We start from the raw sequence: 23873 nt of genomic DNA, 5'->3' as shown, positions 1-23873 counted from the left end.
ATATACACTGTAGATAACCGTATTTAGTCAACAAAGTTGTTGCGCAAATATTGTTTTACTTGCAGCAGGAATCGACACTTACTGCGGAATATGGTTCTCTAGCACGACGCTAGCGGTTGAAACCACAAGGGGAAACATGAAAATACGAAACACAATTATCGCTGGGCTGACAAGCGTAGCACTTATTTTTACGACTGTCAGTGTGGCTTCGGCCTCTCCAAATGCCGAAGATGCAAAAAACTGGAAATCCCAAGGCCAATGTGAAGAAAAGAGTCTTCGCGCAGATCAACAAGAATTCGCGTCAATTCTTGAAGGTGAGTTGGCGCGGTTTGATCGCGTCAGCAATGTGGAAAATGTTGAGCTTACTGCCCGTGAGCGCTATCCAAATGATTTGGCTATGCAGAAGGAGTATATTTCTTTTGCTTCTGCCCCGTTGACAACAATTTATGAGGATAGGGCTATTCCGGCAATCGTGGCTGCTGCTATTCCAGTAATTGCCGCTTGTGTTGCTCGCGGCCTTTCAGGGGCCGCGTTGGATCAAGTTGTTAATGCGCTTCGGGGTAACGATTTGGCACGCGTGGATGATCTTATTTGGTCGTTCGGAGCAGGTTGTGTTGGTTGGGGTCCGTTAAAGTGGGCATACAATACAGCGAAACCAGTTGCAGCCAGAGCCTTAACGTGGGCTGTAAAGCAAGCACTTAAGCTCACCGGCAAAATCTAGTGGGCTCAAATGAAAACGAAAGAACGAGTTGCTGATATTATTGCGGGGTTGCTGGGGTTATTTGTCGCTTTTTGGGTAGTCGACTCCCATCTTTCTTGGAGCAAGATTGTACCAATCATTGCCGTGACTGCGCTGGTCTACCTGCTAGTTCGATTGTTGTTAATGCTGCCGAGAATTATCTGTCACGTGAAACGTGAGAACTCAGATGATTAGAGAGCCAAATTCTTCAAGGTTTCAACTGCTGATGTATAGTTCGCAAAAAGTATAAATTTGTTTTCGCCTCTGACGTCGCATGCGTATTGGTTCTAGTCGTCATATCTATGGTCAATGTGCGTGATAGGAAATCAACTAACGGTTGACATGTTCGTCAGGAATGCCGAGCTATTATTCCAAGGCTGAAACAATTGTAAACAGTTGGTCTGTGGGCACCTATTTTTTCGGATAGGCGCCCACTGTTTTTCTGCCCCGTATTGGAGGTGAGAAATGGGTTTATTGAATTGGTTGCGTGGCGACACTGCCCGCACCGCCAGTGATCACTCGATCAGCTCCGGCTACAGCTTTTCTTCGGGGCGACGTCGTCTGATCGTGTGGTGACGGAGCGCTCGGCGATGTAGACGACGGCGGTGTATTCGTGCGTGCGTATTCTTGCGGAGGCGATTGCTGGTTTGCCGTTGCACGTATATCGCCAAAGTGTTGATGGTGTGAATGTGAAGGCGCTCAATCATCCGCTCTACAGGTTGTTATGTGATGAGCCGAACCCAGAGATGACATCTTTCGTGTTCCGAGAAACGCTCATGACACATCTACTGCTCTGGGGCAATGCGTTTGCTTAGGTGATCCGTAACGGGCGTGACGAGGTGATTGGACTCTATCCGCTGCAACCTAACCGCATGACGGTCGTCAGGGACGAGACAGGCAGGCTTTACTACGAGTGTCGCCGCACATAGCTTTGCATGGCGGCGGTGAGGATCTGCGTATCGATGTGTGAACGCGAGCGCAGCATATCACAGATGGTACGTTCAAGATCGTAGAAGGGAACTAGGTGCCCATCAGGAGTTGGCACCTTCGTCTTACCCAACTCCAGCAGGTCAGGCTTGATGTAGAACACCTGCAAACTTGCTTTACGCAACGCAGTGGCGTTATAGCCAGACGGGACAGTGACAGTCACTGTGCCAGGTTCACGGTCAGTAAGGGAATGGGTGAGCAGCGCACTGTGATGAGAAAAACTGCGCGCGGTCAACGCAGCGAAGTCAGCCACATCTCATCGTGCCACCCATCCGCGTCGGCAGAGATTCCCTTCGACATCTGTTCATGCTCATTCTATTAGTAAACTACGCATAAATATAAAGTGCTAATGTGGTTGTTCTTTCGTCAACTCGGTGGCACAACAACTTCGGCGATAACAACCCACACTTTTCTCTAGCGACAAAGAATTCTCGACGAAAAGTAGTGGGCACACATTTTCGCCCCGTCCAGTCGTAATGGAATTTCAAATGGAAGGGCGGTTTCTAGTGGTGGTTGCAACAGTCGTTGTTGATTAGTTCGATTATATGTTCGCTTGGTTTGTACCAGTTGAGTGTTTTTCTTGGTCTGTCGTTGAGCTCTTCAGCGACGGTGTCGAGATAGGCTTCGGAAAACTGGTGCAGGTCGGTGTCTTTTTTTGGGGGGGGGAGTATTGGCGTAGCAGCCCATTAGTGTTTTCGTTGGTTCCTCGCTGCTATGGCGAGTGCGGGTCACAAAAGTAGACATCCATTTGTAGTTCTGTGGCTATTTTTGCGTGTAACGCCATTTCTGAGCCTTGATCCCAGGTCAGAGAATTACGTAAAAGTTTAGGAAGATGCCGCATTTTCTTCATCTTCACGATAGCTTCTTGCACGTTACCAGCATCGTGACGATCAGGCAGATGTAAGAGAATAGTGAACCGTGTGGTGCGTGTCTTACGTATCACCCGACCACTTCGCAACGCTTTCTTGACATAAGTTTCAAACTTCCACGAGCATGAACATAGATCGCTTGATAGATTGTTTCGGCACACACATGCATGGACTCGCATTCGGGAATATCTGTTTTAGTCTGCCACTGATTTGTTGTGGTGACCAGTGCTTACCTAAGTATTTCTCAACAAGAGCGAACAAGACAAGATTGGCGTGTATGTCACGACTAATACTTGATAGGGCACGACCTAGATGCCGAGCGATTGCACGAATACTGCACCCACGCTAGATCTGGTACGCCCATTCCTCCATACTTTTCCAGTACGTTTCGAAACGCCCACAGCCTTTGCTGCCTGAGTGAAATTCAATCCCTTATTCACTATGGCCACGCCCTTGACCCTGTATTCCGCGAATGTGAGCGGCGTACAGAGCAACAACCACTACCCGAACCAGCACCAGGTCACTGATGCGGCGTCGCTGACGGCAGTTAGCAGTGGCCGCGTTTCCACGTCTACTTTCCAATACACGAAGCGCGCGACGCAGATAATAGCGCGTGCAGGTTCGCCACGAAGGTTGCAGCCAAGCGCGCCAGCATGAGACTTCTTTTTGAAAGGGGTGAAATTGTCGTACAATGAAAACTACGTTTATTGAAAATTAAACTGAAAGGAGGGAGTGGGCATGACACCAGCTCCAAAGATCCGAATCATCAAGGATGGCCCGTATGAGGTATCCGGAGCTACCCGGCTGGCGCGCGTTGAAATTGAGCATGATAGTGCCGGTCATTCTGTTTCATGGGCGCACCTCGGCGATCTTGAATTGACTGAGGATACGGTGCACTTGTGTCGTTGCGGGCATTCACAGAACAAGCCATTTTGCGATGGACGCCATCAGAAGATCAGTTTTGATGGAACTGAAACAGCATCGCAAGTTCCTTTCGATGAACAGGCCAAGTTACGTACCGATCATGGGAAAACAACAGGTGATGTAGCTGAATTGTGTGTGCATGCGAAGTTCTGTATTCGGGAGATTGGAGATGTGTGGCATCTTCTCCATCAAGAGCTTAGTGAAGAGGACCGATCGCAAATGGAAGCGATGGTCGCATTATGCCCCTCGGGACGACTGACCTTCCGCCCAGCAGAGCTCGATGTGTGGCAGGAACCTCGCCTTGCTCCGTCGGTAAGTTTGGTCAAGGATGGTCAGATTCTCGCCTTTGGTGGCATTGAAATCGAGGGTTCCGACGGCGAAAACTTCGAAGTCCGCAATCGCGTGTCCCTGTGTCGTTGTGGTGAATCCCAGAACAAGCCATTTTGCGATGGGCGCCATCAGTCCAATGGTTTCACTGACCCCGAGGTCGACGAAAAGATCGCTTCTCAACAGTGCTAAGCATCCTATCTGCGCCTCACATCACACAATCACGAGAAAAGTGAAATGGAAATAGGAATCGAGCTCGTCGTCGCTATTGCCCTCGTCGCGTTTTCGACCATCGTGGCTGGAAAGGTCGGCGTTGCGTCGCCACTGATTTTGCTCGCGATCGGGACGGCGATTTCCTTCATTCCAGGCCTGTCGGTTCCCGAAATTGGTCCGGAACTCATCCTCGAAGGATTCCTCCCGCCGCTGCTCTTCGCTATAGCATGGCATACGCCAGTGGTTGACCTTCGCCGGCATCTTCTTCCCGTGTCGATTTTGGCAGTGGTTCTCGTTGGACTGACTGCGTTCTCTGTCGGGATCGCGACCTCGGCGCTCATCCCGGGTCTCGGGCTGACGTGGGCGGTAGCGCTCGGCGCGGCGATACCGAGAAACTCGGTGGCTCGGGACTGGTGGCCGCCGTCGTCGCCGGGCTCGTTGCGGGGCACCGTGCACCACTCTCGCTTGGCGCGCAAACTCGTCTGAATGCAAACTCCAACTGGCTCACCATCCGTCTCTTCTTAGAGAGCGTCGTTTTCCTCGTTATGGGACTGAATGTCTCGTCAATCGTGACAGCCATCCATACTGGAGATCTGGGAATCTGGCGTACCGTCATCATTTCTCTCATTCTTGGAACACTCGTTGTGGTGGTTCGCGCAGTGATTGTGTTGCCAATGATTGGTGTGATCTAACACCGCAATAGCTTTTTGCGCAGGTGCGTGGCTTCTTCACACCCGACAAGCGAACACCTCGTACACGACGTGTCCTACCACGACGCCGAAATTACTCATTGGCGCGACGGCGCAGTGCTGACCTGGGGTGGCATGCGTGGGGCAGTCACTCTGGCGGCAGCGCAGACATTGCCGCTCGATACTCCTGATCGCAATGTTCTGTTGCTCATCGCTCTCTTCGTTGCCACGGGTTCGCTCATCGTCCAGGGGTTGACGCTGACTCTACTGATCCGAATGGTCAAGCCTCATATGTTTGGTGATGTTGATCTTCCTGACGGTGACCACGTCAATACACTTCTTCACGGTGCTCAACACCTTGAGACGATCGCATCTCTACGTGCGCGTGTTGGCACTGAGGCTGACGTTGATCGAGATCAACGAATAGAGACAGTGCTCAAGGATATTGCGCAGCTTCGCGCTCATGCATTTAAAAAGTGCCGCTCAGGAACAATTTCATCGGCGACTTTCTCTGATGTTTTGTCTCACCTTGACCACCGGGAGATTACTCTCGTTTCGCTCATCAAACATCCCCACCATTCACTCTAGCTCGGATAACAGTCTCGGTATATGCTGTATCCAGCGTCACAATGTAGTGGCGCGAGATGACAAAGGAGTGATCATATGTCAACAACAATGAAGGCAATGACTTACTACGGTGAAGGTGATGTTCGCCTTGAAGATCGTCCTAAGCCGCAAATCATCGATCCGACGGATGCAATTATTCGCATCGAAAAGACAACAATTTGTGGAACAGATCTTGGTATCTTGCACGGCAAGAACCCAGAAATTGAGGAAACGGCGAAAGCTAAAACTGGACAGTGGAATGGCAGAATCCTTGGGCATGAAGGCATTGGCGTGGTCGAGGAGGTTGGAGACTCGGTGACCGGTTTTCAGCCGGGTGACCGTGTGATTATCTCCTGCATTTCGCGTTGTGGAACCTGCGAAAACTGCCAGAAGCAACTGTATGCACACTGCCAACGTGGCGGGGGTTGGATCATGGGGTACATGATCGATGGCACCCTCGCGGAATATGTCCGTACGCCGTTTGCTGACAACTCTTTGTACAAACTGCCAGAAGGTCTGAACACTGATACAGCGGTATTCCTTTCCGACGCGCTACCCACCGGCTTCGAAATTGGAGTCCAGAATGGGACGGTCAAGCCTGGCGACGATGTTCTCATCGTTGGCGCTGGTCCTGTGGGGTTGAGTGCGCTTGTGACATCGCAGCTATATTCGCCTGGAAATATCATCGTGGCTGATATGAATGAAAAGCGTTTGGAAATGGCAAAGGAAATGGGAGCCGGTTATGTGGTCAACCCTGCGACGCAAGATCTCGACGCTGTCATCGATGATGTCACGGACAGTCGCGGTGTCGATGTTGCAATCGAAGCCGTTGGCCTGCCTGCGACCTGGGCACTTGCACAACATGCGACGAAAGAAGGTGGCCATATCGCCGTCGTCGGCGTCCATGGAAAGCCAGTAGAATTCGAGCTTCAAAAACTGTGGATCCGAAATCTCACCGTTACTACCGGACTGGTAAGTGCGAATACCACGGGCATGCTTTTGAAGAGTGTGCAGAATTCGGATCTTCCGATCGAGAAGCTGGCCTCGCATCATTTCTCATTCGCCGAGATTGAAAAGGCCTGGGATACCTTTATTCATGCGAATGATACACAGGCGGTCAAGGTGATAATCGAAGCGTAGCTCCGATGTGGCTGGGGGAGTTCTGCTCACAGCGCATACCGGGAATCAATTTATTGTTCAACTAGTTCATGTGTACGTCACGGCACGAGTCCTGCAGGATGCACTACCCGTCGCCTTCTGTGAAAGGAGAAAACATGACAACAAAAGTTGGCATTAACGGTTTCGGACGTATTGGCCGCACCTACGTACGCGCAGCGCTCAGGACACACGCTGACGTCGATATCGTCGCAGTGAATGACCTGACAAGCCCGGAGATATTGGCTGACCTACTCGAATGGGATTCCTTGGATGGGCACCTTGAGGGTGTCTCTGTCTCAGGTGACACGATTTCGGTTGGTGACATAAGTTTCAAGGTCCTCTCAGAGCCAGATCCGTCAAAGATTCCGTGGGGCGATCTCGGTGTCGATGTGGTGATTGAATCAACCGGGCGTTTCGTGGATTCAGGGAAAGCGAAAGCTCACCTGGTAGGCGGGGCAAAGAAAGTCATTATTTCGGCGCCGGCGAAGGGAAGCGACGAGGAACTCCAGACCATAGTCTTGGGAGTAAACGACGACACCCTCGATGCCCAGAAGTACGACATCTTCTCCAATGGTTCGTGCACCACGAATTCGCTCGCACCTCTTGCCAAGGTCCTCAATGACAACTTCGGAATTGAGAACGGATTGATGACGACCGTGCATGCCTACACCTCGGATCAGCGATTGCATGATGCGCCCCACAAGGATGCACGTCGCGCTCGCGCCGCTGCAATGTCGATTATCCCAACCTCGTCGGGAGCCGCTAAGGCAATCGGTAAAGTCATTCCGGAACTGGACGGGAAGCTGACGGGAGCAGCACTCCGCGTCCCTGTGCCCGTCGGGTCGATCACTGATCTGACCGTGGTACTCAGCACGAGAGTAACTGTTGATGAAGTGAATGCTGCGTTCAAGAAGGCCGCTGAGGAGGGCGCGCTGAAAGGAATTCTCCAATATTCTGAAGCGCCAATCGTTTCAACGGATATTGTTCGCAATCCGCACAGCTCCATCTACGATGCTCCACTGACCGAAGTTATCGGTAATACCGTCAAAGTTCACGGCTGGTATGACAACGAGTGGGCATTCTCCTTGCGTCTGGTTGATTTCTCACAGCGTCTCGGTCTGTGAACCACACTCGCGTCTCGTGGCTGTTGAGCCACTGAACGTCTCGCGTGAGCCACTCCGGTCAAAATTCCGGGGTGGCTCACTTTATTGATGATGACGGTGGGCAGTTCGCGAGAACTCGTGCCATCGCATCTTTTTCCTCAGATGTGACACTCAACCCCCATGTGCTTTTGACCTGGATCTGCATCGTGACATATGTACACCGGAACTCGGAATTCGCCGGAAGCCAATGAGCGGCGTCGTCGGCAGACTTTTCCTGGTTTGCAGGGCCGTCCACGGCAAGGAGGTTGGAAGGTTCGTTAGCGAATTCTTCACGCCTGTGCGCATCCCACTTCCAAGCTCCTGATTGCCAGGCATTTCCTAACGCTACGACATGATCGATCTGCACTGCCTCGGATGTCTTTTGTCCTTTCACAAAATCAATAGTCTTTCCGGTATATGGATCAAGGAGCCGCCCGCCGGTCACTACACAGCGACGGGTGCCCGGCCGGAAAGTCGTATTGCGTAGGTCTCGAGCGAGAATATCGTTCCTCGTATCGCAACCGTTGCGATCGACGTCAGCCCATGTTTGTCCAAAAGCTGAACGGTGGTAACGCGGCACTTTTTCACTCCCGCGCACGGTCAGACCCGCAAGTGCACGCACAGTTGCGGTATCAGGCAGAGTGACCACTGGAGGGCGTGACAACGGGCCGCGCCAGTCACCGGGGGTGAGTTTGACTCCCCAGCGCGCTTCGATTCCGGCAATATCAGGTCCAAGTCCTGGGAGCATTATCCAGGCCAAAGCGGTAATGCACACTGCAGGTACCCATCGTGAACGTTTCATCAGTCTCCTCCTGGCCTGATTTTCCCATGATGCGCGTTATCAACTCAGGTTATTTCCACAGGTCTGGCTTGAGGGACACTGTACAAGTCGTCAGTCACGGCCTCTAGGACAGGGGACATGGTATCCAAAATCCGTTGCTGCAGGCGGACATCGACGAGGAAATGTTGTGGAACGTTGATGATCAGATCCATACCAGCCAACGAGTTGACATCACGATAAGCTGGGAGTGGTTCGGCTTGCCACCTTGCGCGACAGTCGTGAGTTAGTTCGCACGGAGGTGCGGTGTTGATCAGGTGGCATGGGGCAGAAGAGCTGACCAATGTGGACAAATGAGGAAATTGGTGTTCCAGCTCTCACTTTTTGCGAATGTCCGGTAAACTAACACTGTTAGTTTCCATCTGGGTGTTACTGATTCTCAGGCATGACCAGGACTGAGGCGCATTACTGTGCCCATGTCGCTCAACGAGGAGCTCAAGTGTCCGAAAGTCCTGCTCGCGTAATTCGCGCGTTCAACAACAACGTGGTTCTTGCACGTGTTGGTGACGCCGAAGTTGTGTTTGCTGGAAAAGGAATCGGATTCGACAAGCACCCAGGGGATCTTATCCCACCGGAAGCGATTCAACGGCAGTACGTGGAAGCTAACGCTGAACGCATTCAGACGCTGAAAGCGCTGGCACTGCGGCACCCACATCTGGCAGATTCTGTAGCTCAAGCGGTCGATCGAGCCGCCGAGGGGATTGCTGACGTTCATCCTTCGGTGTACGTGATGCTCGTCGATCACCTTGCTTTCGCTGTGGAACGATACAAAGCCGGGATGTATGTGCCGAACGAACTTCTTGGTGAAATCCAGGCAGGATTCCCACTTGAGTTCGCGGCGGCAGAGCGAGTGCTCGCTGATGTATCGAGCGAAATCGGTGTTGATCTCCCCATCGATGAAGCCGGATATATCGCGCTACATCTGTATGCGGCACGAACAGGAGCATCGGTGAAGCGATCCGTCGCCGTCGCCAACCTCTTGTCGAAGCTCGTCGGTGCGGTTGTGGCTTACCTCGGAGCTGAGGTTTCACGGCCAGCAATTGCGTCAGAGCTCGCGCGGCTCATCGGCCGCGTGGAGGCGAAACAATTCCGCAACAATGCAGCCACAGATGCGATCCGTGGCGCATTGCCTCAGGATTACGCCTTCGCACAGCAAATTATCCGAAAGGTCCCTGCTACGTCCGTCAATGACGCGGATAGTGGGGAAGCGGCATTCTTCGCAGTGACCTTACACGGTTGGCGAATGGATGCCGGCGCACAAAGATAAGGAGTTTTTCCGTGGGAGGAAAGACAATTGCGAGCTTGCAGAAGCTCGGTAAGGCGCTGATGGGCGCCGTCGCAGTCATGCCTGTGGCTGCGATTCTCATGGGTATTGGATACTGGATCGACCCGACCGGCTGGGGCGCAAACAGCGTTGTTGCGCTCGTGCTGATCAAGGCCGGTGCTGCAGTACTCGATAACCTAGGCTGGATCTTCGCAGTGGCGATTGCCTTCGGCCTCGCCCGCGATCACAACGGAGCAGCGGCGCTCTCCGGCTTCCTTGGATACGGCACCATCAAGCTTTTGCTGATGCCAGGAACCGTTGAGATTCTCAAGGGTCTGGATAAGAAAGCGGACTGCTCTATTCCTGTAGGGGAGAACGGTTCGGTCGCTGCAGATTTCGTGTTCGACGCTGCCAAGCACTGCAAGGATGTCTTCGTCTACCCAGAAGATTGGGCAGCTCAAGGCTGGGGCGCGATCAACGATAAGAACGTGCTCATCGGTATCCTCGTCGGCCTTCTCGCTGCTTGGGTGTACAACCGCTTCCACCGCACGAAGTTGCCGGATTACTTGGCATTCTTCTCGGGTCGTCGTCTTGTTCCGATTCTGACGTCGCTGTTCTCCATCCTTTTGGCTGTTGTCCTGTTCTTCGCATGGCCACTGCTCTACCACGCACTGTTCTCCTTCGGTCAGTGGATCTCCGGTCTCGGCGCTGTGGGCGCGGGTCTGTACGGCTTTGTCAATCGACTCCTCATTCCAACTGGTCTTCACCACGCTCTGAACTCGATCTTCTGGTTCGATGTGGTGGGCATCAATGACATTGGCAACTTCCTTAATGGTGCAAAGACCATTCAGGATGCTGCTGCTGTGACTGCTGCTGACCAGTGCTTCGGTGCGGGTTTCTGGAACGGTTCATCGTGTGAAGTCATCGGTTACATTGGCCGCTACCAGGGTGGTTTCTTCCCGATTATGATGTTTGGTCTTCCAGCTGCAGGCCTGGCGATGTACCTGCGTGCAGACTCGAAGTCCAAGAAGGCCACTGGTGCACTGATGATGGCCGGCGCTCTTGCATCATTCTTTACTGGTGTGACTGAGCCGATCGAGTTCTCTTTCATGTTCCTTGCTCCGGCTCTGTACCTGGTACACGCTCTTCTGACTGGTATTTCTGTAGCAATTGCAGCTGCTATGCACTGGACTGCAGGTTTCGGCTTCTCGGCAGGCTTCGTCGATATGTTCCTCTCTGCACGTAACCCGCTGGCGAATCAGTGGTACATGCTTCTGGTGATGGGTCTGGTGTTCTTCGCGATTTACTTCGCGGTGTTCTACTTCCTCATCGGAGCATTCGACATGCGTACTCCTGGCCGTCATGAGAACGAAGACGGTGGCGAAAAGGCTACTCTAACCTCGGATTCAGATTTCGCCGATGCAGCGTCCAAGATCATTGCTGGTCTTGGCGGAGCTGAGAACATCAATGAGGTTGATTACTGCACCACGCGTCTTCGTACCACTGTGCACGATCACGCAAAGGTGAACGAAAAGCTGATTAAGTCCACCGGCGTCGCCGGATTGATTCGCCCATCGCAAACAGCGGTCCAGGTCATTGTTGGCCCACAGGTAGAGTTCATGTATGAAGAGGTTGCCGGTCAGCTGGCTTCCTCACACGTGTCCTTGAAGGGCGAGCAGGAGGTTTAAGTGTTCGGCTTTGGTAAGAAGAAGGAAGAGTTCCACGCTCCATTCGCAGGAACAGTGCTAACACTGGACGATGTTCCAGATGAAGCATTCTCTTCGCGTATGCTCGGCGATGGTTTTGCGGTCAGCCCGGATCCGTCAGCGGCAGTGGTTGAGGTAGTTGCGCCCATCGCTGGAACAGTGGTGAAGATCTTTAAGACTCATCACGCGTTCTCGATGCGTACGCCCAGGGGAGTGGACGTCCTTGTTCACATCGGCATGGACACCGTGGAACTGGGAGGCAAGGGGATGGAGGCGTTGGTTGAGTCTGGCGCTGAAGTCGCGGCAGGCACACCGATCATTCGCGTTGATGCACAATCGGTGCGAGATTTAGGAAAGTCGCTTGTTACCCCGATCGTGTTTACTAAGAAGGCGCAAGTCGACTCGGTGAAAGTGAACGTTGGTCCCACGGATCTATCTGAAGTAGCCGCTACTGTCACTCTTGTGTGATCGAGATGGGTGAGGGGGCCGGCAATCGGCCCCCTCACCCAATTGACTTAATGAAATAAGTGACGCGAAATGCCTCACGTCACTCACACTTGCGGACTATCCGCATTAATCGAAAGGAACACTTATGGCTGAGCGTGTTGTTACTGTTGGTTCGAAGGTTGGTCTCCACGCCCGTCCGGCAGCAAAGGTTGCTGAAGCTGCCGAAGAGACCGGCGCAGATATTCTTCTGATCTTCGGCGAAGAAGAAGCAGACGCAGCATCGATTCTGGAGATTATGTCTCTGGGGGCAATGAACGGTGACGAAATTACCGTCAGTGGGGAAGATGAGGCAGCAGTGAACACGATTGCTGATCTCATTGCCTCGGATCTCGACGGAGAGGAGTGATCCGTGGCCTCGCAGAGCCTGAAGGGCATTGGAGTTTTCGCCGGAAGCGCTGTCGCGTCCGCAGTTGTTGTGGAACGTGTCGACGCCGACGCGGTGAAAGAAGTTGAGTTCGCTGATGCTGTCGCGGCCCGTGAACTTGCGACGGCAGCGCTGAGCGCGGTTGCCGAGCATCTCATGAAGCGTGCAGCAGATGTCGAAGGACATGCGAAGGAGGTTCTGGAGGCTACCGCAGGTCTGGCAACTGACCGAGGTCTCGTCAAAGCAGTTGGCAAGAAGGCCGACGCTGGTGCAGGACCAGTTGAAGCAGTGCGTACAGCTGTAGCGGATTATTCGGCTAAACTCGAGAAGATTGGCGGATACATGGCCGAGCGCGTCTCAGACCTTGCTGATATTCGTGACCGTGCCATCGCCGAGCTCGCTGGCCTTCCTCAACCAGGGATCCCGGCATTTGAGGGCGAAGCGGTGATCGTGGCCGACGATCTTGCTCCTGCTGATACAGCGACATTGGAGCCTGATCGGGTGCTCGCCGTCGTAACTGAAAAGGGCGGACCAACCTCGCACACTGCGATTTTGTGTGCCCAGTTGGGTATCCCCGCGATCGTACGCGCGAATGGTGCTGGGAACATCGCTACCGGAACCACTATTGGAGTCGACGGCGAACGCGGCATTGTCCTTGTCGACCCATCTGAAGAAGAAGCGGATGCGCTCGTTGAGCGCGCCCGGTTACGTGCTGAGGCTCTCGCCTCCGCCGTCGGCAAGGGAGAAACTTCAGACGGGCATCGTGTGCAGCTTCTTGTCAACATTGGTGGAGCCGAGGAAGCAGAAAAGGTTGCGGCAAAGCATACTGCCTCTGACGATCCGATCGAAGGTATTGGCTTGTTCCGCACAGAGTTCCTTTACCTCGATCGTGCTGATGCGCCGAGTGTCGAAGAACAGACCGAAACCTACCGCCGAGTTCTTGCAGCATTCGTCGGCAAGAAAGTCGTTTTCCGCACGCTCGATGCTGGCTCTGACAAGCCACTGAAGTTCACTGAGAAGATCGACGAAGAAAATCCAGCGCTCGGTGTCCGCGGTATCCGCATGTGCCAGCGCAACGAGCAACTTCTTCGCGATCAGCTTGAGGCAATTGCAGCTGCTTACCGTGCAGTGGTGGAGTCAGATCTGCCCGGTGCACACGAGACGCTCCTGTGGGTGATGGCTCCGATGGTCGCCGACGCCGATGAAGCGGATTGGTTCTTCAAGTTGGCTCACGAGTACGGGATTGATCATGCGGGCATCATGATTGAGACGCCGGCCGCTGCAATTCGATCGGGTGTTGTCCTCAAGAATGGAGCATTTGGTTCCCTCGGTACGAACGATCTGACTCAGTACACGATGGCTGCTGACCGCTTGCAGGGCGATCTCGCAACCCTTAATAGCCCGTGGCAACCGGCTGTACTCGACATGATTGCCGCTGCTGTTGCCGGAACTGAGAATCCGATTGGTGTATGTGGCGAAGCCGGTGGCGATCCACTTCTGGCACTTGTTCTGACGGGTATTGGGGTGAAGTCGCTGTCAATGGCTGCGCCGAAGGTGTCGGCTGTTCGGTTCGCGCTTTCGCTCCATACCCACACTCAATGTGTTGAATTTGCGCAGATCGCACGTGAGGCTCGCACAGCACATGACGCACGTGAAGCAGTCCTCGCCAAGGTCAATCCAAAGCTTGCCACTTTGGTGTCCTGACGAATGTGTGATTGTCATGGGTGGCGGGCTTTGCCCGCCACCCATTTTTCTCCCACACGATCATTTGTAAAGTTGAATCGTTACACAGAGGGGCGTTGAATAGTCTTATGAGTTACTCAGATAACAATGGTGTGACTGTCCCGGGTATTGGACCACAGCGTCATGGACGCGGAATTGACACCACACTTGCCCACCTTGCATGTGGCCGTGGTGATGTCATTGATATCCGTTATCCGGTGGATGGGAGCGTCATTGGTCAGGTGCGCTACGCCCGTGAAAAAGACGTCGATGAAGCCGTCCGGCGTGCACGCCAAGCACAGCGTTCGTGGGCACAGACATCGGTTCGGGAACGCGCTCGAATTATCATTCGATTTGCGTCGCTGGTTCTTGAACGTAGCGATGACATCCTCGACTCTATCCAGCTTGAAACAGGGAAAAACAGGCTCTCGGCGTTTGAGGAAGTGATGGATGTTGCGCGGCTTGCAGCGCATACGGCGAATACGGCGGCCTCAGTGTTAGCTTCGCGAAAGGCACGCGGAGCTTTTCCACTCCTGACACAAGTCCACGTTGAGCGTGCTCCTCGGGGCGTCGTCGGGGTGATTGCTCCGTGGAATTATCCTTTCACGCTTGCTGTCACAGATGTTGTCCCTGCGCTGATTGCAGGAAATGCTGTCATACTGAAACCTGATCCGGCTACGGTGTTCACAGCTCTCCTGGTACGAAAGCTTTTTGACGATGCCGGACTCCCGCGCGATCTATTTATTGTTACTCCAGGTGAAGGGCCGACTGTCGGCACATGGCTCATCGATCGCGTTGACTATATGACATTCACTGGTTCTACCGAGACTGGACGTACAATTGCGGCTCGCTGTGCACAACGGTTGATCGGTTGTAGCACGGAACTTGGCGGAAAGAACCCCATGATCGTCCTCAACGATGCCGATATTGATCGCGCAGTGGCAGGTGCAGTGGCCGCCTGTTTTTCTAACACCGGTCAGCTATGCCTGTCTATTGAGCGGCTCTATGTAATGCGCGAGATTGCCGAAGAATTCACCCAGAAATTTGTCCGGGCAACTCAAAAACTTCGTATCGGCGGTCACTTAGATTGGAGCATAGACGTGGGCTCGTTAATCTCGCCAGCGCATATGGAACGTGTAGATTCGCATGTTGTTGATGCCGTGAGTAAAGGAGCAACTGTCCTGACCGGTGGCCATCCACGTCCAGATCTCGGCCCGGCATTCTATGAGCCGACGATTCTGACGGATGTACCTTCTCATGCTGACCTTGTGCGTGACGAAACATTTGGCCCAGTTGTCGCACTGTACGTCGTCGATGACGAAGCGGAAGCAATTGAGCTGGCAAATGACACACACTACGGACTCAACGCATCGGTGTGGAGTCGTAATATCGCTCGTGCACGCAGTGTTGCTTCACAGATCGAGTCGGGTACGGTGGCCATCAATGATGGTTATGGCGCTGCATGGGGATCAATCGACGCTCCGATGGGCGGCTGGAAAGAATCGGGGATTGGTCGCCGGCACGGACGCGAAGGAATTCTCATCTACACCCAGAGCCGGACTGTGGCCACTCAACATGTGCTACCAATTGGTCCTTTCGGTCCGCTTGATCCGGAAAAATTCTCACGTGTCATGCGCCGAGCAATCCGTGTACTCAACGCGCTTAAAATCTAAGAAAAATTTCGTTCCATGCGAAAGCGGGCTGAACGTGTCACGCTCCCACAGCATCAGGAAGGATAAGATACACGTATGCGTGAATTACAGCAACAAATCATTGATACCCTGCATGTCAAGCCGCAGATTGACCCAGCTGAGGAAGTCCGTGCACGTGTGCAATTCCTTGTGGATTATGCACGAAACGCGCATTCCAAAGGTTTTGTCCTAGGAATCTCAGGGGGAGTGGACTCAACTTTGGCTGGACGCCTCGCTCAGATGGCCGTGGAGAAAATGCGCAACGAGGGTGACGACGTGACCTTCGTTGCCGTGCGTTTGCCTTACGGTGTCCAAGCAGACGAAGCCGACGCTGCTGCTGCGATGGAATGGATCCGTGCAGATCATGAAGTGACGCTGAACATTAAGGATCCTACCGTTGGGATGGAGGATGCATACGAAGATGCGATGGAAGTGGAAATTTCTGATTTCAATCGCGGCAATATGAAAGCTCGTATGCGAATGGTGGCGCAGTATGCGATTGCTGGCGACGCCGGTCTGCTCGTCATTGGTACTGATCATGCGGCTGAGAATGTGACGGCATTCTTCACTAAGTTTGGTGATGGAGCTGCAGATCTCCTTCCGCTCGCGGGTTTGAATAAACGTCAAAATCGCGCACTCTTGCAATACCTCGAAGCCCCCCAACGTCTGTGGGAAAAGATTCCGACCGCTGATCTTTTAGATGGTCAACCTTTACGCACTGATGAGGATGAGCTGGGTCTGACCTACGAGCAAATTGATGACTATCTCGAAGGCAAAGACATCGACCCGCGTGCAGCACAGACCCTTGAGGAAAAATGGACGCGTGCACAACATAAACGTGCGATGCCTGCCACTCCAGACGATATGTGGTGGCGTTCTCTGATATAAGCCGACAGAGTTACAGCGTCAGTGGCATATTGAGGCGGATCTGACTGTCACAACATCATCAGTTTTGCCCTGTGGCAGTCAGATACGCGAGAACCGCGCGCACGCGTCGATTCTCCTCGCCAGGGGCAAGGCCAAGCTTGGTGAAGATATTAGATACATGCTTTGACACAGCAGCCGCAGAGATGAAAAGTTCTTCTTGTATCTGCGAATTCGACAGACCGCGTGCCATCAGCTCCAGCACCTCTCGCTCACGTGGGGAAAGCTGGGATAGAGCGTTCAATGATCCACGTATGAGCCCTGCCGCAACTTCAGGGTCGACCACCACTCCACCTGAGATGACCATTTTCAACGAAGCGACAAAATCGGCAACTTTTGACACACGGTCTTTGAGTAAATAACCCAAACCTGCAGAACCACGATCAGGGGAGGAAAATAATGTCGCTGCATATGCTGGAGCCACGTATTGTGACAACACCATGATAGCCAGCTGTGGATAACGCTCACGCAACTCGGCTGCAGCGCGTAGACCGTCGTCAGACATTCCTGGTGGCATTCGCACGTCTACTAAAAGAACGTCGATATTCTCCCCGGCATCCAAAAGCGTGCTTACTCGCGATACTGCTGTCGGCGCATCGTTCGCAAAACCAATGACCTCGAAACCCACGCGTTGCAAAATCCCAGCGATTCCTTCGCGGATCAGCGCGGCATCGTCGGCAATAAAGATTTTCACAGATATCCTCCTGGAATATTTTACGAATCCAACGGGGTAATTCCGCTTTCTCCGCGACGCAGGAGCAGGGGAATCCTCCCACAAACGACCGTGGGGCCACCCACAGGCGACGACACATCAAGGATGCCTCCGAAAGCAGCTAGGCGTTCGCGCATACCATCCAAACCGTGCCCCGGCATCAAGACCGCACCACCAGGCCCGGTGTCAGCAATCGAAATATGCAGGTCTGCGTCGGCTCCTAAGACGACATTTGCAGATGCACCAGGGGCATATTTCGCCACATTTGTCAGCGCTTCGGACACCAAGAAGTAACCTGTGGCGATCACCCCTTCAGGCATGTGTGGTAGCGGGTGCGGGACGCGGACAGTCACCGGGATTTCAGTACGTTCTGCGACATCACGAACTGCCTGCTCTAAGCCGAGATCGGACAGAACCTTCGGATGAATATTATTGACAGTGGCTCGGATAGCTGCCATGCTGTCGTCGTTCGCGCGTTGAGCGCGGCGGATGATTTCGGGCAGATCCGCTAAATCAGGCGGGAGCTCGCCGGCAAGCTGCAAAATCAGATCGGCCTCACCGAGTGCCATGCCGGTTGCCACAATGTACTGCTGAGCTCCATCGTGAAGGTCTCGTTCGATACGGCGGCGCTCAATTTCAAACGCGCCGACGATCGTTCGCCGCGAGGCAGTGATCTGCTCAAGTTCGCGAGCAATATTGCGGTGTTTGCTGAACAACCAGGTGAACATATCTGAAGTCTAACGCTTCTCGCTTGAAGAAAAGAGTTTGGGTAGAGCTAGCTCTACCCAAACTGGGGAGCCTGCCCGATGTTGTTTTTGTCGATGCACAGTTGTAATAGAACTATGAACACGATGAATCTCCGCGCTCGCGGTTTAACAAAGTTGTACGGCTCCGTTCACGCTCTAGCAGGAGTGGATCTCGACATTGCACATGGCGAACATGTGGCCATTATGGGGCCGTCCGGTTCGGGTAAGTCCACATTGCTCCACGTTCTTTCCGGGATTCTCACTCCCGACGCCGGAACAGTTGAGCTGGGAACCACACAGATTTCGAAGCTTTCCGATGCGAAGCGATCCGCGATGCGACGTCGGCAGCTTGGCTTCGTTTTCCAAGATGGTCAGTTGGTTCCTGAGCTCACTGCACAGGAGAACGTTGCTTTCCCGCTGATGCTCGAGGGAGCGAACAAATCTCAGGCGATCCACGTCGCTCAGACGTGGCTCGATCGCCTCGGCGTGGCAGAACAGGCGCGCAAGCGGCCGGGGGAGATGTCAGGAGGACAGGCACAACGCGTGGCAATTGCACGTGCCTTGGTTCACAACCCAGCGATCGTCTTCGCCGATGAACCCACAGGCGCACTCGACCAGGCAACCGGCCACGAAGTGATGCAGATCCTGACCACAACCGCACGGATGAACGGAACCACGCTGATCGTCATTACCCACGATGCGAAGGTTGCCGGGTGGTGCCAGCGTTTGGTCGAAATCCGCGATGGCTTGGTTCACTTCGATGGTTCAACCCGATGCGGAACGCTTCCGGGAGCCAGTGAATCCATGAGCATGTCGGCTGAATTCAGCGAGGGGGACATGCGATGAGAACTCTCTCATTGGCGAGTATGCTGGCCAAGGCGCGCCTGACCACGCGTACAGGTAACGCTTTACTCGATGTGTTCGCTGTGGTGGCCTTCGCAGTGTCGAGTTGGCTCACTCTGACGACGCTTGGCGGGGTGTGGATGTTCCACTCGAATAAGGAAGCGATCGACCAGGTGTTCGCGGCGCAGTTCGGTGAGGCCGGACAGCTACAAGAAAACGGTGCAATGTACTTTGCTCTGTCGGTCTTCGCCTTGGCGCTCCTGACAATTCCGCTGATGACTCTTGGAGCAGGTGCCGCGCGTCTTGGTGCGAATGGTCGCGAGCGCCGTCTTGCCTCGTTGCGCCTTGTGGGAATGAGTGCGCGGCAGGTTGTCGGGATGTCGATTATTGAAAGCCTTATTCACGCGTCACTGGGCTTCCTCGTCGGGATGGCGATCTACGTGGCATCTTTGCCAGCATGGACAGCACTTTCCTTCGGGATGGTTCAGATTACGGTGGCAAAAATGATGCTCCCGTGGTGGGGAATCCTTGCCACCTTTGGACTGATCAGCGCGATTTCGATTGTGTCGACGACGGCGGGTCTGGCGAAGGTGTCAATCTCTCCGCTCGGCGTTGCTCGACGTGTCACACCCGGCGCCGTCCGCATGTGGCGCATGGGAGTTTTCACCGTTGCCCTCGTCGTTGTCCTCTATTTCTCGGGAATTCGAGATCGTGGGCAAGACACGGAATTCACCCAAATCATGACTTTTGCGGCTGTGTTTGTGATATTCTTCGGTGCGGTTGCTTTAGTCGGCCCACTTTTTATCCAGCTCACGATGCGTCCTCTGCTGGCCATTGGGAAACCAGCGTGGCTACTTGGTATGCGCCGTGTGGTGAGCGATGCGCGTGGGGCGTGGCGCAATATTAACTCTGTTGCTTTGATGGGACTTGTAGCAACACTGACCCTCACGCTGGTGTCGTTCAATATCAAGCAAGGCGGAGAGAACTTCGCTAATGGTTCGATGCTCCGGCAGATTTCCTCTGATATTTCTCAAGGAGTGGTCATCGCATTTGCCTTCGCCGTGATCCTGGGTGCGATTTCGACGTTGATCCACCAGGCGTCCGATATCTTTGACCGTGGCGACGAGTCTCGATCCCTGGTACAAATCGGCACTCCAATTCGTGTCCTTATTCGTGCACGTGTGATCCAGGTGATGGCTCCGATGACCGCACTGATGACGATCCTCGTCCTGATTGGATTTTTGCCGGCACTCTCTTCAGGTTCCGTTTTTAGATCCGGGAATATGTCGATGCTGTTGGTGATGGTTGGAATTGGTTTTGCCCTCACGCTTGTGTCGGTGCTTGTCATGATCCCTATCCAACACCAAGTGGTGCACGACCACGTGCGAAAGAATGACTAAGGAGCGCGCCTTATTCAGGTGAGGGCCGGTGGAAGAGGGAGATCTCTGCTACCGGCTCTCAGTCTCGTTAGGATATGTTCCGGAGGGAACACAGTGAAACTCGATTTTTCGACAATGACACGGCAGGATGCTGAGCGACTCGCTGCTGAGGGAGCATTAGTCAAGATTTACCTATATCCGCGCCGTTTCGGTGGAACACAAGAAGAATCCGATACGCGCTTTCTCACGCCTGAAGCCGCAGACATTAAAGCGAAGTTCGACGACGCCGTCGGCACGCGTTTCGATGACGGCCGGATTACTGGGTATATGGTTCGCGCCTACGACGTCGGTGACTCGCCGGTACCGCACATGATCAAGCTCATTGCTACTTCTCGTGGAATACCGATCTTTATCCAAGAAGTCCTAGTTTGGGAACACAGTGCTGTACAACCGTGAAATTTAGTTGACGATAAAAGTCATGTGTGTTTGTGGGAAGCAAAACAAACATGATCCCCTTTGCGCGATAAAAGCACTCCTGTGCTCTTTGCACTAATGCTGGCAAACGCCACTGCATCGACTTCCAATAAAACCGCATTTCCTGGGAAAATATGTTTCATTCTCATACCCCAGTGTGACAAAACTTTCCCCGGCACTTCCACTCCGTCGTCGCTCCACCACGCCGGACCGGGGCGACCGTCGACGTCGGAGTCGTTATAGCGCGCTGCGCCACCCAGAGGACGGACGCGATACGTAAGCTCGGGAAGTAAGCCAGGGAGGGTAACAGGCGCAATGGGGTAATTTTCGGATGTCGTCAGCTGCGTGATGCAGAAGATGGCGTGTTGACGATTCTGGCTCACAACGCCATCGATGCTCACTGAGGTGTCGGCGCTATCTCCATGAACAGCGAGCAACGGGGGATCTACCAGATCACGGTGCAGCCCAGTCCACTCGCGCGCTAGCACGCGTTCAAAATCACTCAAGGTGGAGATATCCATTTCGAAGCCAAAACCATAGCAGAAGGCGACGGCGGCACGGGTTGTCAGTGTAGTTGAACGGCGGGTTTGATGTGAGGGAGAAGCAGCAATGTGAGCGCCGATCATTTCGGGAGGAATCAACAGCGATGTGTAACGCTGGATGGTAGCGCGCTCGATAGGATCCGTACAATCCGATGCCCACACTGAGCTAGCAAGCGACATAATGGCAAGATCGACTCGTCCGCCGCCACTCGAACAGTTCTCGATCACTAAGCCTGAATGGGTCTGACGCAGATCGCGCATGAGCTGATAAAAGGCCAGAGTTTGTTCATGCACGGCAGGACGACCAGTGAAAGATGAGATGGCTTCGGTGATGAAGCGATTATGATCCCACTTAATGTAGTCAATGCCAAGTTGCTCGATAAGCGTAGACATGCGGCTGAAGAGATATTCGTATGCTTGAGGGTTGGCGAGGTCGATGACATATTCATGCCTACCCGGAAGCGGGAGTCGATCGGAGCTCGGACGAATGATCCATTCGGGATGTTCACGTGCGGCAGTGGAATTGAGAGAAATCATCTCAGGCTCAAACCACAACCCAAACTCCATACCGAGGTCATGAACACACTGTGAAATCTCTTCTAAACCGTGCGGCCAACTCTCGCCGTCGACATACCAGTCGCCAAGGGCTGCAAAATCGTTCTGTCGTCCAATAAACCAACCGTCGTCGACGACGAAACGTTCAATCCCCGTCGCAGCCGCAGTATGAGCTAAGTCAAGGAGGGTATGCGGATGTTGGTTGAAATACACGGCTTCCCAGGTATTGAGGGTCACTGGCCGACGCAATGTCGAGCCATGCACTTCTCGAAGGTAAGTATGAAAACGATGAGCAAGTTCGTTGAGCCCCTCGCCGAAGGATCCATAGACCTTTGGAGTAGTGTAGCTCTGTCCTTTGCTGAGCGTGATCTCACCGGGGTGGAGCAACTCGCTTCCTCCGATTAGACCCGCCGAGTAGGGCGTGCGCGCGGCAAAGTGCTCCACGTTTCCACTCCACCCTACGTGTGTGGCGTACACAGTGCCGTGCGTGAAACCGAACCCGGGGCTTCCAGCGATCGTGAGATATCCTGAGTCAAAATTCGGACGTCCCATCCAAGATTGTTGTGTATGGAACCCCTGAGTAAACGGATGGCGAATGGGTGATCGTTCGCGAAGATGGTGGCCGGTAAAAGTCATGAGCTCGCTGGCACAGGATGGAACTGGGAAAGCAAGGCGCAACTGCTCAATGTGTGTTGGAATATCGCAGGTATTGGTGATGGTGGCTTGTTGCCAGGCAAGACCGCCAGGTTCAAGCGCAATAGTGAATACCAATTCCAACCCGTCGGCGTCGGCAGTGAATGTGAAACGAGAAAGCTCAGCGCGTGAGGAGCTCACCGAGAACTGCGGAAAGAGTGCGACCCCGTTCCTGCTGACAGAAATAAATGGCACTCCACTCCATCCTTCGGCTTGATGGGGGAGCACTGACGGGACTTCTGGACAGTCAATGCCCGCATTAATGAGTTGCGGCGTTTGGCTTGGTAAGAGATGGGGATTGTCGCAGTGAATGTTCTCGCCCCAATACGTGATCGCAGGCAGTGACTGCGTCGGCGACAGCACGAGTGCGACCTGTTGTTCCGATATCCCAATCGGATGTGGTGCATGTGGGGCACGCAGGACGACATCGTTGTGCATCGTGGCCATGATCTACTCCAGTGGATCGTTTCACTGCTCGTTTTGCGGCTGAGCATTCGCTTTGTGCTGACGACCAGCCTATCACTGCTCAGTTTTTCCTTGTGGTGTGCGCAGAACATGAGGAAGGTGTGAATCAAATGCCTCTTGGACTTCTGTGACGATGGCGACCATCGCTTGTGAAGCTCGGGCGGGCTGTGCCTGGGCAATAGCCTGGGCAACCTCGCGGTGAAGCTGCATCGCGTGTGGCTCAGGATGAGGAGGCATTAACGCGGCATGTGTGCGCCATGACAGAACTGTGTCGATGACAGATGAGAGTGAACAAAACATTTCATTTCCACTCGCTTTGAGAATCGCTGTATGAAAAGCGATATCTACCTTGAGGAATTCCTCTCCCGATGTTGTTGCTCCGAGTTGCGTGAGATTGTCGGCTAGGGTGAGAAGGCTTTCGCGTTCTTCACGGCTTGCATACTGTGCTGCCAGGTGTGCAGCTTTGGGCTCGATCGCTTGGCGAAGCTCATTCAACGACCTCATTTGCCGGTCGGACTCAGAGCCTGCCAGGCGCCACCGAATGACGTCAGGATCTAGGACATTCCACTGGGAGCGTGGTTGGACAAGAAGCCCGTGACGACGTTTAGGGATGACTAATCCGCAGGATTCGAGGTGCCGTTGTGCTTCACGAGCGACAGTCCGCGAGCAGGAAAATTTTTCTTCAATCTGAGCCAGGGTGATGACTGCATCTGCGGGAATCTCTCCACCGGTAATCTGTGGGCCAATAATGTCAATGATCTCTTTGAAACGTGATGCTGGGTTTTGCACAGTGT

22 protein-coding genes and 2 pseudogenes are annotated in these 23873 nt (G+C 53.6%); 17 read left to right on the top strand and 7 right to left on the bottom strand.

Annotated features, from left to right (window positions below; translation table 11 throughout):
* Window positions 1-136: 136 nt before the first annotated feature.
* Window positions 137-721, top strand: a complete 585-nt coding sequence (locus ACTOVJ_RS05655; RefSeq protein WP_449504649.1) for a hypothetical protein — start codon at window positions 137-139, stop codon at window positions 719-721.
* A 635-nt stretch (window positions 722-1356) separates the two neighbouring features.
* Entirely contained in the window at window positions 1357-1554 is a 198-nt protein-coding gene (locus ACTOVJ_RS05650; protein ID WP_449504201.1) for a phage portal protein, read from the top strand.
* Between the two features lie 92 nt (window positions 1555-1646).
* On the opposite strand, the gene ACTOVJ_RS05645 is transcribed toward ACTOVJ_RS05650, so the two are convergent.
* A complete protein-coding gene (locus ACTOVJ_RS05645) occupies window positions 1647-1979 on the bottom strand; it encodes a type IV toxin-antitoxin system AbiEi family antitoxin domain-containing protein (protein WP_449504200.1) in 333 nt (110 codons plus the stop codon).
* Window positions 1980-2229: 250 nt separating this feature from the next.
* Window positions 2230-3029: pseudogene (locus ACTOVJ_RS05640) on the bottom strand (IS30 family transposase); the annotation flags it as partial.
* A gap of 304 nt (window positions 3030-3333) precedes the next feature.
* Here ACTOVJ_RS05640 and ACTOVJ_RS05635 point away from each other — a divergent pair.
* The 5 genes and pseudogenes from ACTOVJ_RS05635 to gap all read left to right on the top strand — a co-directional run bounded on the left by ACTOVJ_RS05635 (window position 3334) and on the right by gap (window position 7636).
* Window positions 3334-4038: a CDGSH iron-sulfur domain-containing protein gene (locus ACTOVJ_RS05635; protein ID WP_449502063.1), complete on the top strand. Its 705-nt coding sequence runs from the start codon at window positions 3334-3336 to the stop codon at window positions 4036-4038.
* Between the two features lie 45 nt (window positions 4039-4083).
* Complete coding sequence (locus tag ACTOVJ_RS05630) at window positions 4084-4545, top strand: cation:proton antiporter domain-containing protein (RefSeq protein WP_449504199.1); 462 nt, start codon at window positions 4084-4086, stop codon at window positions 4543-4545.
* Window positions 4473-5336: pseudogene (locus tag ACTOVJ_RS05625) on the top strand (cation:proton antiporter domain-containing protein). The gene ACTOVJ_RS05630 and the pseudogene ACTOVJ_RS05625 overlap by 73 nt, the downstream one beginning before the upstream one ends.
* A gap of 75 nt (window positions 5337-5411) precedes the next feature.
* Window positions 5412-6494: a zinc-dependent alcohol dehydrogenase family protein gene (locus ACTOVJ_RS05620; RefSeq protein WP_449502066.1), complete on the top strand. Its 1083-nt coding sequence runs from the start codon at window positions 5412-5414 to the stop codon at window positions 6492-6494.
* Between the two features lie 134 nt (window positions 6495-6628).
* Entirely contained in the window at window positions 6629-7636 is a 1008-nt protein-coding gene (gene gap, locus ACTOVJ_RS05615) for a type I glyceraldehyde-3-phosphate dehydrogenase (protein ID WP_449504198.1), read from the top strand.
* 76 nt (window positions 7637-7712) lie between these two features.
* On the opposite strand, the gene ACTOVJ_RS05610 is transcribed toward gap, so the two are convergent.
* Window positions 7713-8456 carry an HNH endonuclease family protein gene (locus tag ACTOVJ_RS05610; protein WP_449502968.1) on the bottom strand — a complete coding sequence of 248 codons (744 nt, stop codon included), beginning with the start codon at window positions 8454-8456 and terminating at the stop codon, window positions 7713-7715.
* A 475-nt stretch (window positions 8457-8931) separates the two neighbouring features.
* Here ACTOVJ_RS05610 and ACTOVJ_RS05605 point away from each other — a divergent pair, with 475 nt between their 5' ends.
* The 7 genes from ACTOVJ_RS05605 (at window position 8932) to nadE (ending at window position 16634) form a co-directional block, all read left to right on the top strand.
* Window positions 8932-9759 carry a PRD domain-containing protein gene (locus ACTOVJ_RS05605; protein ID WP_449502069.1) on the top strand — a complete coding sequence of 276 codons (828 nt, stop codon included), beginning with the start codon at window positions 8932-8934 and terminating at the stop codon, window positions 9757-9759.
* Window positions 9760-9770: 11 nt separating this feature from the next.
* Window positions 9771-11444, top strand: a complete 1674-nt coding sequence (locus ACTOVJ_RS05600) for a PTS transporter subunit EIIC (protein WP_449502070.1) — start codon at window positions 9771-9773, stop codon at window positions 11442-11444.
* Window positions 11445-11930, top strand: coding sequence for a PTS sugar transporter subunit IIA (locus ACTOVJ_RS05595; RefSeq protein ID WP_449504197.1), 486 nt, complete (start codon window positions 11445-11447; stop codon window positions 11928-11930).
* A 124-nt stretch (window positions 11931-12054) separates the two neighbouring features.
* Entirely contained in the window at window positions 12055-12315 is a 261-nt protein-coding gene (locus tag ACTOVJ_RS05590) for an HPr family phosphocarrier protein (RefSeq protein WP_449502072.1), read from the top strand.
* A 3-nt stretch (window positions 12316-12318) separates the two neighbouring features.
* On the top strand, window positions 12319-14037 hold the full coding sequence (locus ACTOVJ_RS05585; protein ID WP_449504195.1) for a phosphoenolpyruvate--protein phosphotransferase: 1719 nt from the start codon (window positions 12319-12321) through the stop codon (window positions 14035-14037).
* A gap of 107 nt (window positions 14038-14144) precedes the next feature.
* On the top strand, window positions 14145-15728 hold the full coding sequence (locus tag ACTOVJ_RS05580) for a succinic semialdehyde dehydrogenase (RefSeq protein ID WP_449504194.1): 1584 nt from the start codon (window positions 14145-14147) through the stop codon (window positions 15726-15728).
* 75 nt (window positions 15729-15803) lie between these two features.
* Entirely contained in the window at window positions 15804-16634 is an 831-nt protein-coding gene (gene nadE, locus ACTOVJ_RS05575; protein ID WP_449502971.1) for an NAD(+) synthase, read from the top strand.
* Between the two features lie 58 nt (window positions 16635-16692).
* Here nadE and ACTOVJ_RS05570 read toward each other — a convergent pair whose 3' ends face one another.
* The gene (locus tag ACTOVJ_RS05570) at window positions 16693-17364 is read right to left on the bottom strand and encodes a response regulator transcription factor (RefSeq protein WP_449502076.1); all 672 of its coding nucleotides are present in this window, start codon (window positions 17362-17364) and stop codon (window positions 16693-16695) included.
* Between the two features lie 20 nt (window positions 17365-17384).
* Window positions 17385-18110, bottom strand: a complete 726-nt coding sequence (locus ACTOVJ_RS05565) for a sensor histidine kinase (protein WP_449502077.1) — start codon at window positions 18108-18110, stop codon at window positions 17385-17387.
* Between the two features lie 114 nt (window positions 18111-18224).
* On the opposite strand from ACTOVJ_RS05565, the gene ACTOVJ_RS05560 reads away from it, so the two are divergent.
* The 3 genes from ACTOVJ_RS05560 (at window position 18225) to ACTOVJ_RS05550 (ending at window position 20806) form a co-directional block, all read left to right on the top strand.
* Complete coding sequence (locus tag ACTOVJ_RS05560) at window positions 18225-18974, top strand: ABC transporter ATP-binding protein (protein ID WP_449504192.1); 750 nt, start codon at window positions 18225-18227, stop codon at window positions 18972-18974.
* Window positions 18971-20371 carry an ABC transporter permease family protein gene (locus ACTOVJ_RS05555; protein ID WP_449504191.1) on the top strand — a complete coding sequence of 467 codons (1401 nt, stop codon included), beginning with the start codon at window positions 18971-18973 and terminating at the stop codon, window positions 20369-20371. Before ACTOVJ_RS05560 ends, ACTOVJ_RS05555 begins: the two co-directional genes overlap by 4 nt.
* Window positions 20372-20464: 93 nt before the next feature.
* Complete coding sequence (locus ACTOVJ_RS05550; RefSeq protein WP_449502080.1) at window positions 20465-20806, top strand: hypothetical protein; 342 nt, start codon at window positions 20465-20467, stop codon at window positions 20804-20806.
* A gap of 20 nt (window positions 20807-20826) precedes the next feature.
* Here the strand turns inward: ACTOVJ_RS05550 and ACTOVJ_RS05545 are convergent, their stop codons facing one another.
* The gene (locus tag ACTOVJ_RS05545; protein WP_449504190.1) at window positions 20827-23061 is read right to left on the bottom strand and encodes an alpha-galactosidase; all 2235 of its coding nucleotides are present in this window, start codon (window positions 23059-23061) and stop codon (window positions 20827-20829) included.
* Between the two features lie 72 nt (window positions 23062-23133).
* Window positions 23134-23868, bottom strand: coding sequence for a FadR/GntR family transcriptional regulator (locus ACTOVJ_RS05540; RefSeq protein ID WP_449502082.1), 735 nt, complete (start codon window positions 23866-23868; stop codon window positions 23134-23136).
* Between the last annotated feature and the right edge of the window lie 5 nt (window positions 23869-23873).

This window comes from Arcanobacterium sp. (ex Cirak et al. 2026) (genome assembly GCF_053585065.1).
Note: the sequence above shows the minus strand (reverse complement) of the source record. Positions and strands in the feature narration are given on the sequence as shown.

What these genes read in the sequence shown, in the direction of transcription:
- ACTOVJ_RS05620 (WP_449502066.1), top strand. Translation starts at nt 5,412, where the DNA reads ATGTCAACAACAATGAAGGCAATGACTTACTACGGTGAAGGTGATGTT.
- gap (WP_449504198.1), top strand. Translation starts at nt 6,629, where the DNA reads ATGACAACAAAAGTTGGCATTAACGGTTTCGGACGTATTGGCCGCACC.
- ACTOVJ_RS05655 (WP_449504649.1), top strand. Translation starts at nt 137, where the DNA reads ATGAAAATACGAAACACAATTATCGCTGGGCTGACAAGCGTAGCACTT.
- ACTOVJ_RS05545 (WP_449504190.1), bottom strand. Translation starts at nt 23,061, where the DNA reads ATGGCCACGATGCACAACGATGTCGTCCTGCGTGCCCCACATGCACCA.
- ACTOVJ_RS05630 (WP_449504199.1), top strand. Translation starts at nt 4,084, where the DNA reads ATGGAAATAGGAATCGAGCTCGTCGTCGCTATTGCCCTCGTCGCGTTT.
- ACTOVJ_RS05560 (WP_449504192.1), top strand. Translation starts at nt 18,225, where the DNA reads ATGAACACGATGAATCTCCGCGCTCGCGGTTTAACAAAGTTGTACGGC.
- ACTOVJ_RS05555 (WP_449504191.1), top strand. Translation starts at nt 18,971, where the DNA reads ATGAGAACTCTCTCATTGGCGAGTATGCTGGCCAAGGCGCGCCTGACC.
- ACTOVJ_RS05590 (WP_449502072.1), top strand. Translation starts at nt 12,055, where the DNA reads ATGGCTGAGCGTGTTGTTACTGTTGGTTCGAAGGTTGGTCTCCACGCC.
- ACTOVJ_RS05610 (WP_449502968.1), bottom strand. Translation starts at nt 8,456, where the DNA reads ATGAAACGTTCACGATGGGTACCTGCAGTGTGCATTACCGCTTTGGCC.
- ACTOVJ_RS05635 (WP_449502063.1), top strand. Translation starts at nt 3,334, where the DNA reads ATGACACCAGCTCCAAAGATCCGAATCATCAAGGATGGCCCGTATGAG.
- ACTOVJ_RS05580 (WP_449504194.1), top strand. Translation starts at nt 14,145, where the DNA reads ATGAGTTACTCAGATAACAATGGTGTGACTGTCCCGGGTATTGGACCA.
- nadE (WP_449502971.1), top strand. Translation starts at nt 15,804, where the DNA reads ATGCGTGAATTACAGCAACAAATCATTGATACCCTGCATGTCAAGCCG.
- ACTOVJ_RS05565 (WP_449502077.1), bottom strand. Translation starts at nt 18,110, where the DNA reads ATGTTCACCTGGTTGTTCAGCAAACACCGCAATATTGCTCGCGAACTT.